This window comes from Cohaesibacter marisflavi (assembly GCF_963665895.2).
GTDB classification, from domain to species: Bacteria; Pseudomonadota; Alphaproteobacteria; order Rhizobiales; family Cohaesibacteraceae; genus Cohaesibacter; species Cohaesibacter marisflavi.
On sequence record NZ_OY762534.1, the window covers coordinates 3,302,954 to 3,316,590 of the forward strand.

At 55.0% G+C, this 13,637-nt stretch carries 9 protein-coding genes; 5 read left to right on the plus strand and 4 right to left on the minus strand.

Annotation, left to right across the window (positions count from 1 at the left end; translation table 11 throughout):
* The first annotated feature begins 105 nt into the window (after positions 1-105).
* The 5 genes from ACKPCT_RS15925 to ACKPCT_RS15945 all read left to right on the plus strand — a co-directional run bounded on the left by ACKPCT_RS15925 (position 106) and on the right by ACKPCT_RS15945 (position 7,749).
* Positions 106-2,490 carry a glycoside hydrolase family 31 protein gene (locus ACKPCT_RS15925; protein ID WP_319567380.1) on the plus strand — a complete coding sequence of 795 codons (2,385 nt, stop codon included), beginning with the start codon at positions 106-108 and terminating at the stop codon, positions 2,488-2,490.
* Between the two features lie 14 nt (positions 2,491-2,504).
* Positions 2,505-3,974, plus strand: coding sequence for a mannitol dehydrogenase family protein (locus ACKPCT_RS15930; RefSeq protein ID WP_090069225.1), 1,470 nt, complete (start codon positions 2,505-2,507; stop codon positions 3,972-3,974).
* A gap of 96 nt (positions 3,975-4,070) precedes the next feature.
* The gene (gene uxaC / locus ACKPCT_RS15935; protein ID WP_090070329.1) at positions 4,071-5,483 is read left to right on the plus strand and encodes a glucuronate isomerase; all 1,413 of its coding nucleotides are present in this window, start codon (positions 4,071-4,073) and stop codon (positions 5,481-5,483) included.
* 317 nt (positions 5,484-5,800) lie between these two features.
* Positions 5,801-6,448: a bifunctional 4-hydroxy-2-oxoglutarate aldolase/2-dehydro-3-deoxy-phosphogluconate aldolase gene (eda, locus tag ACKPCT_RS15940; RefSeq protein ID WP_090069222.1), complete on the plus strand. Its 648-nt coding sequence runs from the start codon at positions 5,801-5,803 to the stop codon at positions 6,446-6,448.
* A 179-nt stretch (positions 6,449-6,627) separates the two neighbouring features.
* Entirely contained in the window at positions 6,628-7,749 is a 1,122-nt protein-coding gene (locus ACKPCT_RS15945) for a hypothetical protein (RefSeq protein ID WP_319567381.1), read from the plus strand.
* A gap of 62 nt (positions 7,750-7,811) precedes the next feature.
* Here the strand turns inward: ACKPCT_RS15945 and ACKPCT_RS15950 are convergent, their stop codons facing one another.
* The 4 genes from ACKPCT_RS15950 to ACKPCT_RS15965 all read right to left on the minus strand — a co-directional run bounded on the left by ACKPCT_RS15950 (position 7,812) and on the right by ACKPCT_RS15965 (position 13,583).
* Entirely contained in the window at positions 7,812-8,696 is an 885-nt protein-coding gene (locus ACKPCT_RS15950) for a lysophospholipid acyltransferase family protein (protein ID WP_090069216.1), read from the minus strand.
* Positions 8,697-8,903: 207 nt separating this feature from the next.
* Positions 8,904-10,265 (minus strand): sodium-dependent transporter, encoded by a 1,362-nt coding sequence (locus ACKPCT_RS15955; protein ID WP_319567382.1) that lies wholly within the window; start codon positions 10,263-10,265, stop codon positions 8,904-8,906.
* Between the two features lie 419 nt (positions 10,266-10,684).
* On the minus strand, positions 10,685-12,487 hold the full coding sequence (locus ACKPCT_RS15960; RefSeq protein WP_244544591.1) for a TRAP transporter permease: 1,803 nt from the start codon (positions 12,485-12,487) through the stop codon (positions 10,685-10,687).
* A gap of 139 nt (positions 12,488-12,626) precedes the next feature.
* Positions 12,627-13,583, minus strand: coding sequence for a TAXI family TRAP transporter solute-binding subunit (locus tag ACKPCT_RS15965; RefSeq protein ID WP_090069211.1), 957 nt, complete (start codon positions 13,581-13,583; stop codon positions 12,627-12,629).
* Positions 13,584-13,637 lie beyond the last annotated feature (54 nt).

The window sequence follows — 13,637 nt, forward strand, 5'->3', positions numbered from 1 at the left end:
TCAGCATTTCCTGCAAACCGGAGATGCTGCAAATCCTATAAATTCGGCTCTTAGCCAATATCCGGTCAAAAGCCGCTATCGGCAGAGAACCTCAGGGAGACCTTCATGTATCAGCTGAAAAAATGGACGCTACAAAGCCAGACCTCCACGGGCATCGTGCTCGAAGTCGAAGGACGGCACAGCCTGCAGATCGATATTCTTGAGGAGCGCATGGCCCGTGTGCAACTGCTCAAGGATGGCAGCTATCGTCTTGACCGCAGCTGGACCGTCGCCCCCAAGGGGGACGCTCCCCTCGAAGGCCGCAATCGCGCCTCGCTCGACGGATTCTCATGCCCTGCCTTCACTTGCGAAACCGCAGACGACACCGTGACCCTTGCAACGGGCTGCCTGAAGGTGGTGGTTCGCCAGCCGCTGGGCCTTGTCTGGTTCGGCCGCTGCAGCGCCAGCGATGAATGGCAACAGATTGCGGAAGACCGCCCGACCGGTGCCTATATGCTGGGCCGCAAGGATCATGCACACAGCCACTTCCTGCGCCGTGCCAAGACGGACCGCTTCTACGGCCTTGGTGAGAAAACCGGTGAGCTGGAACGCTCCGGCCGTCGCTTTGAAATGCGCAATCTGGATGCGATGGGCTATAATGCAAGCTCCACCGACCCGCTTTACAAGCATGTGCCTTTCACGATCACCCGCCTTGAAAGTGGCCTGTCCTATTCGCTCTTCTATGACAATCTGGCGCCTTGCTGGTTTGATCTGGGCAACGAGCTGGACAACTATCATCAGCCGTTCCGCTCCTATCGCGCCGAAGATGGCGACCTTGATTACTATTTCGCCCTTGGCGATTCTGTTCTTGAGCTGACCAAGACCCACACGCAGCTGACAGGCGGCACCGCCTTCCTACCGCGCTGGTCTCTGGGCTATTCGGGCTCGACCATGTCCTACACGGATGCTCCCAATGCGCAGGAACAGCTGCATGGCTTTGTGCGTCTGATCAAGGAACATGACATTCCGTGCGACAGCTTCCAGCTTTCTTCCGGTTACACCTCTATCGGCCCCAAGCGCTATGTGTTCAACTGGAACACGGACAAGGTGCCTGATGCCAAAGGCATGGCCAAGGTCTTTGCCGATGCGGGCCTTGAATTGATTGCCAACATCAAGCCTTGCCTGCTGCAGGATCATCCACGTTATGGTGAGGTGGACAATCTGGGTCTTTTCATCAAGGATAGTGACACCGGCTCTGCCGAACGCTCTGTCTTCTGGGATGACGAAGGCAGCCATCTGGACTTTACCAATCCGGAAACCCAGACATGGTGGCGTGACAATGTCAAAACCGCTCTTCTGGACTATGGCATCAATTCCACCTGGAACGACAATAACGAATATGAGATCTGGGACCGTCAGGCCCAGTGTGATGGTTTTGGCGATCCAATCGACATCAATTTGATCCGCCCGGTTCAGCCTCTTCTCATGACCCGCGCATCCAACGATGCTCAGGTTGCGTTTGCTCCTGAAAAGCGCGCCTATCTCATTTCACGTTCCGGCTGCCCGGGTATCCAGCGCTATGCGCAGACCTGGTCTGGTGACAACCGCACCAACTGGAACAGCCTCAAATACAACATCCGCATGGGCCTAGGCATGAGTCTCTCGGGCCTTTACAATGTCGGCCATGACGTTGGCGGCTTCTCGGGTGATCGTCCGGATCCGGAACTGTTCGTGCGTTGGGTCCAGAACGGCATCTTCCATCCTCGTTTCACCATTCACAGCTGGAACGATGACCAGACTGTCAACGAGCCATGGATGTATCCTGAGGTAACAGCCCATATCCGTAACGCGATCAATCTGCGTTATACCCTGCTGCCTTATCTCTACACGCTGCTTTACAAAGCCGTGGTGGATGATGAACCGATGATCCGTCCGACCTTCCTTGATCATGAGCATGACGAGCGCTGCTATGCGCCGACCGATGATTTCTTCCTCGGCCGTGACATGCTGGTGGCCAACGTGGTGGAAGAAGGCGCCAAGACCCGCACACTCTATCTGCCGGATAACGGGGTCGGCTATTATGACTTCTGGTCCGGGGAGTATTACCACGGTGGTCAGGAAGTCACCGTTCCGGTTGCTCTTGGGTCCATTCCCCTGTTCGTCAAAGCTGGCACCGTGCTGACCCTGTCTCCAGGCGTTAAACGCTCTGGCTCTGTTGAAGGGCAGTTGCGTCAGATCGTCATCTATCCGCTGCATGGAGAAGCCAGCTGCACATTCGAGGCTCAGGCTTATGAAGATGACGTGGACAATGTCGATGCGCTTTCGGGCAACCACCGCCTGACGACCTTCAAGGTCACTCAAACGGCAACAACCCTCGACCTTGACTGGCAGCATGACGGCCAGTTCGATCCGGCCCTTGAAGGCTGCAAGGTCAGCGTTGCCACCCGCGATTCCCGCCTGCTGTCTGTCTCAGGCGCCCCTTATAAAACCGGCACTCTGCTGCCATTCTGATCTGGAGATTTTTCATGACCATTTCCGATTTGCTCAACGCGCCGGGCAACCCGCAATTGCCCGATTATGACCGCAAGGGTCTGCGTCCGCGCCTTATCCATCTGGGCTTTGGCGCCTTCGCCCGCGCACACTGGATGAGCTACCATCAGGACTTCCTGCTGAAGCATCCGGCCAGTGACTGGGGCGTGGTGGTCAGCGACATCCTGTTCGGGGCGGACCGTTTTGCCCAGCTGGAAGAGAATGACCATCTTTACAGTGTTCTGGAACATGGCGATGCCGGTTCCAACCTGCGCATCATCGGCTCCATCGTCAAAACCGCGCATCCAGAACGCGGCGGCATGGATGCTTTCTTCGCGCCCTTCCTTGAACCGGATGTTGCCATCGTTTCCATGACGGTCACCGAAAAGGGCTATTGTCTGGCAGGCGGCAAGCTGGATGAGAGCAACCCGGCCATCAAGCATGACCTTGAAAATCCGCATACGCCGAAGTCGGCCATCGGAGCACTGGTAGAAGCGCTGCGTCGTCGTCGCGACGCCGGTCTTGACGGCTTCACCATTCTTAGCCTCGATAACCTGCCCTCCAACGGCAAGCTGTGCCAGCTGGCGGTAACGAGCTTCGTGGAAAAGCTGGATGCCGAACTTGCCAAATGGATCAAGGCGAATGTGACCTTCCCTTGCTCCATGGTGGACCGCATCGTTCCGGCTCTCACCGACGAAAGCCGTGCGCTGATCAAGGAAACCCTTGGTGGCATGGAAGATCCGAATGGGATCGTTTGTGAGCCGTTCCGTCAGTGGGTTATCGAAGACAATTTCGTCAAGGGTCGTCCGGCTTGGGAAGAAGTCGGCGCACAGTTTGTACCAGACGTCGAGCCTTTCGAGGAAATGAAGCTGCGTACCCTGAACGGCGCTCATTCCTTCCTCGCCTATCTCGGCTATCTGGGTGGCTACGAGACCATCGACGCCTGCATGGGTGACGAGAATTACAAGAAGGCTGCCCACACGCTGATGGTCAAGGAACAGCAGCCAACCCTGTCTGTGCCCGGTGATGTGGATCTGGATGCCTATGCGGATGCGCTGATCAAGCGCTTCTCCAACAGCCAGCTCAAACACAAGACCGCGCAGATTGCCTCTGACGGTAGCCAGAAACTGCCCCAGCGCATGCTTGCTTCCATTGCATGGCATATGGACAACGGCTCTGACTGGTCTTTGCTCGCTCTGGGCGTTGCCGGATGGCTCCGCTTCATGACCGGTGAAGATGAAAATGGCCAGCCAACACCGATCAATGATCCGCTCGCAGATCAGATCGCGCAAAAGGCCCTGCAGTTGCCAAACTGGGAAGCTTACATTAACGGCGTTCTGGAAATGGATGCGATTTTCCCTGCAAAACTGTCGCAAGATTCCAATTTTGTGACGAGAATCAAAGCAACTTATGCGACTTTAGTCCAGACGGGAGCGAAGGCGACTGTGGCTGCCGCGCTCTCTTAAGACCATCAAGAGCTGCGCATTTCACGAAGCCTTCAGGTCACCGATCTGAGGGCTTCATTTTCATGCAGTCCGTCGCTCATGACAGGAGAAAACACCATGCAAACATTTCTAGGCCCTGATTTCCTGCTGGACACCGCAGCAGCGCGTCACCTTTATCATGACGTTGCAGTTGGTCTGCCGATTGTTGACTATCATAACCATCTCATTCCTGAGCAAATCGCGAATGACAAGAAATGGGACACCATCGGCGAAGTCTGGCTGGCTGGGGACCACTACAAATGGCGCGCCATGCGCTGGGCGGGCATTCCGGAAGAAAAATGCTCTGGAGCTGCAACATTCCGCGAAAAATTCGACGCCTTCGCGAGCGTTGTGCCGAAATGCTTCGGCAACCCTCTCTATCACTGGACCCATCTGGAACTGCAGCGCTATTTCGGCATCGATGAACTGCTTTCGCCAGAAACCGCTGACATGATCTGGGAAAAGGCAAACGGCATGCTGGCTGAAGACAGCCACTCGGCACGCGGTCTTCTGCGCCAGTTCAAGGTTGAGTTTGTTGGCACCACCGACGCCCCTTGCGATGATCTGGCCTTCCACAAACAGATGGCAGAAGATGCAAGCCTGAGCGACATGGTTGTTGCCCCAAGCTTCCGTCCGGACGCAGCCTACAAGATCGATCTGCCTGGCTTTGACGGTTTCATTGCCGATCTGGCAAAGGTCGTTGGCTATTCTGTCGACAGCTATGCGCCTTTGATGAAAGCACTGATCGAACGCCTTGATCACTTTGTGGCCCATGGCTGCAAGGCAACCGACCACGGCATCGATGTTCTGCGCTATGCCAAACCGGTAGACGAAGCCAGCCTTGATGCAATCATCGCCAAACGCCTTTCCGGCGAAGCGCTGAGCGAGCTGGAAATCGCCCAGTTCCAGACCAACATGTTCGTTGACCTGTCCAAGGCTTATTACGAACGCGATCTGGTCATGCAGCTGCATATCGGCGCAGTGCGCAACTGCAACCATCGCCTCTATAAATCACTTGGCCCGGATGTGGGCGGCGATTCCATCAATGACCGTCCGATCGCTATCGAACTGAACGGCCTGATGGGTGAAATGGATCGCGATGGTCACCTGCCGAAAACAGTTCTCTACCACCTCAATCCATCCTTCAACGAAGTCATCGTCTCCACGGCGGGCAACTTCCAGGATGGCGAAATTGCAGGCAAGGTACAGGCTGGCTCAGGCTGGTGGTTCAACGATCAGCTCGACGGCATGGAACGCCAGATGACCCAGCTTTCGCAGATGGGCCTCTTCTCCCACTTCATCGGCATGCTGACGGATAGCCGGTCCTTCCTGTCCTTCCCGCGCCATGAATATTTCCGCCGCCTGGTTTGCCAGATGGTCGGTCGCTGGGTAGAAAATGGCCATGTGCCCAATGATACCGAAATGCTCGACAAGCTTGTGCGCGATGTTTGCTATCAGAATGCAGCAAACTGGTTCCTGCCACAGAAATAAGACTTGGCGTTGATAGCATCACGACAACAAAATCAAATAGTCCGACGGATTGATATCCGCCGGACTTTTGCATATCCGGAACAAAAAGATGCGATAAATCATTAACGCCATTTTCTGGAAATGCAGCAGAGTTGCTTCAATTGTGATATAAATTCAAATAATGAGGAAACGCACACAGCAAAAATCGCAAAGATAGAGCCAAACAAAGGAACAGACTTCGATCTTTCTACGCAGGTAGAAGATGATCTAACATCAAGTTCATCTGTCATGATGCTTCGATTGTAAATCCTTCTAACGAAAACCATAAGGGATATACCATGCATCCAAAAGTCTCCCCGCTTCTTTCGGGAACAAAGGTTATTCCGGTTCTTGTGATCGAGAATGCCGATGATGCCCAGCCTCTGGCGCAATGCCTTGTCGATAACGGCCTGCCTGTGCTGGAAGTAACTCTACGCAGCCATGAAGCACTCAGAGCCATCGAAATTATCGCCAATCAGGTGGAAGGCGCCGTGATTGGCGTCGGATCCATTCTTACGGAAATGCAACTCAACGCGGCCCAATCGGCTGGTGGTTGGTTCGGCGTTTCGCCGGGCGTATCCGAGCGGCTTTTGCAGGCCCTCAAGCTCAATGATTGGCCCTTTTTGCCCGGTGCCTCTACCCTCTCCGAGATCATGATTCTCAGAGATGCCGGTTTCATGGAGCAAAAGCTGTTTCCGGCCAACATCGTTGGCGGCGTTCCCATGTTGCGTGCAATCTCCGGCCCTGTGAGCGATGTTTCCTTCTGCCCGACAGGCGGCATCACCCCTGATACAGCCGATGACTATCTCATCGAAGACAATGTCTTTGCCATCGGTGGTAGCTGGATTGCCCCTGTTGATCTGGTGCGCGCCAAAGACTGGCATGAAATCGGGCGTCGCGCCCGCAATGCTGCCAATCTGGGCAGGCAGTGGCGCACCGCCGTTTGATCTTTGCTCATCTAAGCAGACAAAGCATGTGAAGGCCGGAAGACATTTCTCCGGCCTTTTCTTATGTCTTCCGCTACGGTCTACCCACCGGATGATCCCAAAAGGCTGCTGGACCCCATTGGGCTTTTCACCTAGCATCGCGACCATATACTTTTCTTTATTCTTCGCCGGAGAACACCATGGCCTTGCGACAGTTCGTTTCCTTGATCCAATCCTTACAGAACACTCATAAAAGACATTGGCTCGGTCTATGTGTTGCAGTTCTGCTCGCGCTGTCCGGCGGGAACGCTCAAGCGGCGGATGCAGACTCCGATATTGATTTGCGGCTGTTCGGGCAGAATGTCATTGAAGGCTATAACGGGTGCCATCTGGCCTTCTGGCAGGCCAACAAAAATCCTCAGTCCGACAAATATGCCTATGTTTTCTATGCGCCTTTCAATGATGGGGAAGAGTTGCCAGCATGGATGAAAGTGGGCAAGACGGTCTATGAGTTCCAACGGCAGGATAAAGGCACAAGTGGTGGGCAGACGTTGGAGCCCCTGCGGCTCTATCGCACCTCCAAGGGCACCTATACAACACTTGTGGAGGTGCAGGATCAGCATGTATCTGGTGACTCAATCGTTGTGGACCGCGCCAAGCTGACCATTACGCGTAACAAGCATTATCCTTTCATTATCTCCGTCAAGGGAGGCATTTTCTGTCCGCAACAGCCAGAGCAAAGTCAGGCAAGCCAGCAACCCCAGCCCAACCAGACCGCAAGCAACAGCACCATTCAGGTCGATCCGCCCTTCGGTGATCCGGTGCCACTGGGAGACGCGGTGTCCTTTGACCGACTCGATGCTGTGCCCCGCGGCGTGCGCAATGCCATCCGTCGAGACGCACCGGAATGTGACATGGAGCAGACAGCCGGCTTTGGCGCCCATTATGCCATCAGCGATGCCGTCACCCTGTGGGAAGTGCCCTGCAACCTCTATGCTCATGCGGGAAGCTCTACCTATGTGGTCAGCATGAATGACAATGCGGATTATGCCACCGTACTGCCCTTCCCTGCTCTTCCCGGCATAGGCTCTCGAAAAGAAAACCACGAGATCCGCAATCCGCAGATGAATGTCGCAAACGGTACTGTCACCTCGGAATATTATGATGGAGATGGCAGCTGCGGCAGCTTTGAAGCCTATCAGCTGCGTTCGGTGGAAGGGGAGGCTCTGGAATTCTTCCTGTTGGAATATCGCGAGAAGCCAACATGCGATGGCGTTGAGACCAGTGCCCGACAATTCCCGCTTGTCTATACGGCGAGATGAGCTGCACCTGAGACCTGCATGAGCGCTCTTGGCTTACCTCAGAGAGCCGCAAAAGTCTGTATTCAGGCGTGGAGCCTGTATTTTTCTTCGAATTCGAACCCCACCTCGCAGGCTTCCAGCGGGTTGGGGGAAAGAGAATAGGTGGCTTCGCGCAAATAGCGCATCAGTGCCTTACTGTCCTTGGACAGGGGATCAAGCACGTCGCGCCCGATCGGTTCGCCAACCACAACCTTGACCGGTGTGTCGACCCTTTTCCTGAATTCCTTGAGCAACAGCCCCATGCGCAAGGTGTAATGCATGTGGCTGGCGATCTGGAACAGGCGCGAGGTGTGCCCATCAAAGAAGATCGGCACCACAGTGGCGTCGGACTTGCCGATCATGCGGGCGGTAAAGCCGCGCCAGTTGGGGTCCATGGGACGGGAGAACGGCTTGGCGGCCGTGCTCACCGTGCCGCCGGGAAAAATACCAATAGCACCGCCATCACCGAGATAGTGCAATGCGGTTTTGCGGGTCTCTATATTCTGCCGCACGGCATCCTTGGTCTCTTCAAAGGAAATGGGCAGAATGATGCGGTTGATGTCATCGGCCTTGCGGAAGACCTTATGGGCCAGAATGCGGAAATCACCGCGCAATTCAGACAGGATATGCCCCATCATCAGTCCATCCAGAATGCCATAGGGATGATTGGCAATGAGAATAAGTGGACCGCTGCGCGGAATGTTGCTCAGGTGTCCGCCGATCACATCCAGCGAAAGCCCGTAGCGCTCGACCATCACTTCCCAGAAATCCCGACCAGCAGCGACTTCACGCTCATAGCCATCGGCACGTTTGATCAGCTGCAAGCGTCCGGTTGTGTTTTCCAGCAGCTTGATAATGGCGCGGCCCCGTCTGGTTTCCGCAGAATAGGCATAGGTTATGTCACGCGCGACATGTCTGCGAGAGGACATGCATGAAACTCCGGTCCAGACCGCCTCCCTATAGAGGCGCGAGCATTTTCATATCTCGACCATGTGACAGTTTTGCGAAGACATTTTGTCAATATGCCTCAAGATCGCGCCTATTCATGCATAGTCACAGACTCAAACGCAAATTTGGGTGACAGAGGCCAGCAGCAAAAAAAGGCGGACTTATCAATTAAGCCCGCCTTCATAAGATCATAGCCCCAGAGCGGCTTGCAAATCATCCAGAAGCCCGAGACCAGACAGCAGAATCAGCAGAATCGCAACAGGCGCGATGAAGCGCAGAATGAAGATCCAAGTCTTGGCCAACAGGCCAGGCGCATCTTCACCACACACTTCCTTGAGAGCACGCGGGGTAACGACCCAGCCAACAAAGATGGCAATCAGGAAGCCGCCGATTGGCAGAATGAGGTTCGAGGTCAGGAAGTCCATCAGATCGAAGAAATTCTTCCCGAAGATGGTAAAATCTCCCCAGATACCCATCGCCAGAGAGCAGGGAATGCCCAGAAGGAAGGACAGGAAACCAGAGGTAACCGTGATCTGCTTGCGGGTGTAGCCTTTGGACGAGAAGAAGGCGACGAGCGGCTCTAGCAGCGAAATGGAGCTGGTCAGCGCCGCAATCGTCAGCAGCAGGAAGAAGAGCGTGCCAAAAAAGATGCCACCGGGCATCGACATGAAGACGGCAGGCAGCGTGACAAAGGTCAGGCCTGGCCCTGCGCCCGGGTCCATGCCAAAAGCAAAGACGGCAGGCAAAATGGCAAGACCGGCCAGAATGGCAACAGATGTGTCAAGGAACGTCACCTGCCAGGCGGATTTGCCCAGATTGGCTTCCCTATCCAGATAGGAGCCGTAGGTCAGGATGGCGCCCATGCCCAGTGACAGGGAGAAAAAGGCCTGCCCGAGCGCCGCCATGATGGTTTCGCCGGTGATCTTGGAAAAATCAGGAGCAAGGAAAAAGGCCAGCCCTTTTCCTGCGCCCGGCAGCGTGACCGAACGGATGACCAAGGCAATCAGGATGAGGAACAGGATCGGCATCAAGATCTTGCCTGCCCGTTCGATGCCATTGGCAACGCCGCCAAGCACGACCATGACCGTCAGGGCAACAAAGATAGCCTGATAGATGATTGGCTGCACCGGGTCAGAGATAAAACCGCCAAAGGCCTGCCCCAATGCGTCTGCATCCATGCCAGAGAAGGCACCGCTGGCAAACTTGATCACATAATCAATGGTCCAGCCTGCGACAACGCAATAGAAAGACAGGATCATGAAAGCGGCGGCGATGCCCATATAACCGACGATAGAAAAGAAGCCCGGCCCCAGCTTCTTGAAGGCGTTCACCGCATCAGACTGACTCGCCCGACCGATCATGATTTCGGCAAGAAGGACAGACAGGCCAATGGTAAAGACCAGAGCCAGATAGATGATGATGAAGGCCGCTCCCCCGTTGTCGCCAGCCATATAAGGGAACTTCCAGATATTTCCAAGGCCGACAGCTGATCCCGCTGTCGCCATGATGAAACCGAGGCGGGAGCCCCAGTGTTCGCGTTTGGCACTCATTGTTGATTTCTTCCCAAAGCATTTTTATCGGATGGTTGTTCCCTCATGGGATAGTGACCACCAGCTCCAAACTGCTCGTACTGGTCCGCCCCCTCAGGCACTCCTGAAAGCCCTCAGGGACTGGCCGCTCCACCAAGCTGCTCAACCGGACAGGACTCTGACTTAGAGAAATCCCTGCGCGGCACATCGAACAGCCATCGACCACAATTGGACAGACTTGTCCCAATTGTTAAGACTTGACTAACAGCGCACACTTTTTGCGCAATCGCTGCTCAAAAGTCGATCAAAGAATCAATAAAAAGTCTAATTTGGCTCAAAAAGAAGAGTATTCGGCATGTTCTTCGGCAAAAATATTAACAAATCCTTCAAAATGTTCTGATTTTTAGACAGACAGGTGTCAAAAAAGCATCATGTTTCTCTCAGAACATCGCACGCACGAAGACGATCAATAGCCCGCCAAGGATCAGCCCAATGCGCAGGGGCAACCGGTAATTGGCGATCAGCCCGTAGGAAATGGCAGCAAGACCAGCCCCGACCTGACAGGCCACCAGCAAGGCTTCAATTGGATGCTGCCCCAGTTGGATCAGCTCGGGGTTGGCGATCATGCCAAGGGGGATGATATAGAGACCAATGCCAAGGGACATTGCCGCAAGCGCTACCTTGAGCCAGTCTTCCCCTATCATGCCTGCCGCAATGAACACGGCGCCGCAGACCGGTGGCGTAATCGTGGAGAGAAGCGCAAACCAGAAGACAAACAGATGGGCCTGAAGAGGCTCAAGACCCGATTCCACCAATGCCGGACCTGCGACGGATATGCAAATGACGTAAGCAGCCGTGGTTGGCACCTCCATCCCCAGCACAAGGCAGGCAAGCGCCGTCAGCAGCAGAGATGGCCAGAGCAGGCCCGATGAGCCGGACAGGATCAGAGAGGTGATCTTGACCCCCAGCCCCGTAACCGACAGCACCCCGATGATAATACTTGCACACAGGATGATCGAGGCGATCATGGCAACCTGTCTGGCTGCCGTGTTGAAGGCAATCTCGAAGCGCCGGATGATCTGGCTGGGCACGGCCTTCAGACTGCGGTTGATGAAGAGCATGAGAGCGCCGGCCAAAATGGACAGGCTCGCCGCATATTGTGGCGTGTATTCGGCCACGAACATACCCCACAAGAGCACGAAGAAGGGCACCAGAAAGAATGCCGACGTGATCAGCACATCCCGCAAAGGCGGACGGTCTTCCTCGGCGATGCCGGAGAGCTCGAATTTTGTTGCATAAGCGTTGATGCCGATCCATACGGCAAAGAAATAGAGGACAGCAGGTAGCAGCGCCGCCATAATGATCGACGTGTAGGGAGTTCCGGTCAGCTCGACCATCACGAAGGCGCCTGCCCCCATCAATGGCGGCATGATCTGCCCTCCCGAAGACGCCACCGCCTCCACGGCTCCTGCCAATTTCTTGGGATAGCCAAGACGCGTCATGGCGGGCAGCGTGATCGCACCGGTGGAAGCCACATTGGCGCTGGCCGAACCGGAAATGGAACCAAACAGCGCAGAAGAAACCACAGACACTTTGGCACCGCCACCCGTGAGGCGCCCGGCGGCCGCAGCGGCCACATTCATGAAGCCCTGCCCGGCTTCCCCGGCATTAAGCACCGCGCCGAAAATAACGAAGATGGCAACCACTGATACGGAAACACCTGTCAGGCTGCCCCAAAGACCACCCTCAGCAATCGTCAGAGTCCCAAGAAAAGAACCCAACGGCATGGGCGAATGACCGAACTCGCCGGGAATATATTGACCGAACAAGCCATACATCAGCGCAAGGAAGGCAACGATGGGCAGAGGCCAGCCGATGGCGCGTCTTGCGGCTTCCAGCACGACTACAATCAGTACACTCGCCATGAGGATCTGGCCGTTGCCCTCAAGAAACCCATATTGATCGATGAGATCGGATTGATTGATCGCGATGTAAAGACAGGCCGCAATACCGGCAGCAGCGAGCAGCCAGCCAGAATAGCGATAGAGCTGATTGCCCTCTCCAGCGCGCGTGCCGATGATGAGAATCCATGGCAGAGCCAGCGCCATATGAATGGGGCGCGAGACCAGATTGGGCGTCAAGCCCGAAAAGATCAGTCCAAGATGAAAGACCACGAGCACGATTGCCAAAAAGGTTACAATCAGACGGATCGGCAGGCTCTTGACTTCAGGGGCTTGCATCATGGGACGGCTCTTTTTCTATCAGTTTCTTATCGTTGAATGGCGCTTGGGTTTACGGAGGTCCAAGAGCCTTAAAGGGCAGGTATAACAAGGCCGTGACCGAAAGGGCCACGGCTTCATTTTGTCTTGATCAGATGCTGGCTTACATCTGGCTTTCGGAAAGCTCGAAACCGGCTTCCTTATAATATTTTACAGCGCCAGGATGCAGCTTGGTGGTGATGTTGCTCATCAGTGCCTTGTTGACACCCTTCCACCATGGTGCGGTTTCACTCATCTTGGCTTTCTGTTCCCAGAAGGTCTTGGTGAGTTCATAAGCGGTGGCTTCATCCATGGCTGCGGTTGCGTAGGCAACAACCGGCAGCGAGGTGGTTTCAACGTCCGTGTCCTGCCCGGCATAGGTTCCGGCAGGAATAACCAGCTTGGCGCGTTTGGTCTTGGCGATCTGCTCTTCGGAAAGGGACAGGATTGTTACATCAGTGGATGCGGCAGCTTCCACAACGTTCGGTGCCGGATAGGAACCGGAGGTGACAAAGCCGTCAATCTGGCCATTCTTAAGAGCCGGCACTGCGTTGGACAGTTCTACCTCGGCCAGATCGATCTTGCCTTCAAGGCCAAACAGCTTGAGATATTTTTCCCCTTCGCGTGCACCAAAAGAGCCCTTGCCGAGCAGGATGGATTTGCCTTCCATGCCAGCGAAATCCGTGATGCCGCTGTTTTTGGAAACAACAAAATGCATTGTCAGACTCGGGATCGGAAAGAGCGCCCGGATGTCAGCGAATTTCGGGCTTGTCTTGCCTTCAAAGGCGCCTTTGCCAGCCTGCGCAAGGCCGACCAGTGCTGGCGGCGTGGTAAAGACATAGTCGGCGCCACGGCCGCGCACTTCCATGACATTCTGCACAGAGCCCTGGCTTTCTTCGACCGTGACGATGATATCACCGTCGGTACCGGCCTTGATGGCTTCGGCGATCTGAACACCCATCTGGTAGTAGGATGAAGAGGTTTTCGCAGATTTATAGGTCACGCGTGTTTCGGCATGAGCCAGCCCAGCTGTTGCCACAACAGCGGCGGCTGCGAGGAGAGTTCCACCCCATTTGAGCATTGTATTTCCTCCGATTTTGGAAAGCTTTGGTTTTGTTGGTCCCCACACTAGCCA

Excerpts from the sequence above, each read along its gene's own strand:
- ACKPCT_RS15925 (WP_319567380.1), top strand. The coding sequence starts at position 106 with ATGTATCAGCTGAAAAAATGGACGCTACAAAGCCAGACCTCCACGGGC.
- ACKPCT_RS15950 (WP_090069216.1), bottom strand. The coding sequence starts at position 8,696 with ATGTCCTCTCGCAGACATGTCGCGCGTGACATAACCTATGCCTATTCT.
- ACKPCT_RS15965 (WP_090069211.1), bottom strand. The coding sequence starts at position 13,583 with ATGCTCAAATGGGGTGGAACTCTCCTCGCAGCCGCCGCTGTTGTGGCA.
- ACKPCT_RS15960 (WP_244544591.1), bottom strand. The coding sequence starts at position 12,487 with ATGATGCAAGCCCCTGAAGTCAAGAGCCTGCCGATCCGTCTGATTGTA.
- ACKPCT_RS15930 (WP_090069225.1), top strand. The coding sequence starts at position 2,505 with ATGACCATTTCCGATTTGCTCAACGCGCCGGGCAACCCGCAATTGCCC.
- eda (WP_090069222.1), top strand. The coding sequence starts at position 5,801 with ATGCATCCAAAAGTCTCCCCGCTTCTTTCGGGAACAAAGGTTATTCCG.
- uxaC (WP_090070329.1), top strand. The coding sequence starts at position 4,071 with ATGCAAACATTTCTAGGCCCTGATTTCCTGCTGGACACCGCAGCAGCG.
- ACKPCT_RS15955 (WP_319567382.1), bottom strand. The coding sequence starts at position 10,265 with ATGAGTGCCAAACGCGAACACTGGGGCTCCCGCCTCGGTTTCATCATG.
- ACKPCT_RS15945 (WP_319567381.1), top strand. The coding sequence starts at position 6,628 with ATGGCCTTGCGACAGTTCGTTTCCTTGATCCAATCCTTACAGAACACT.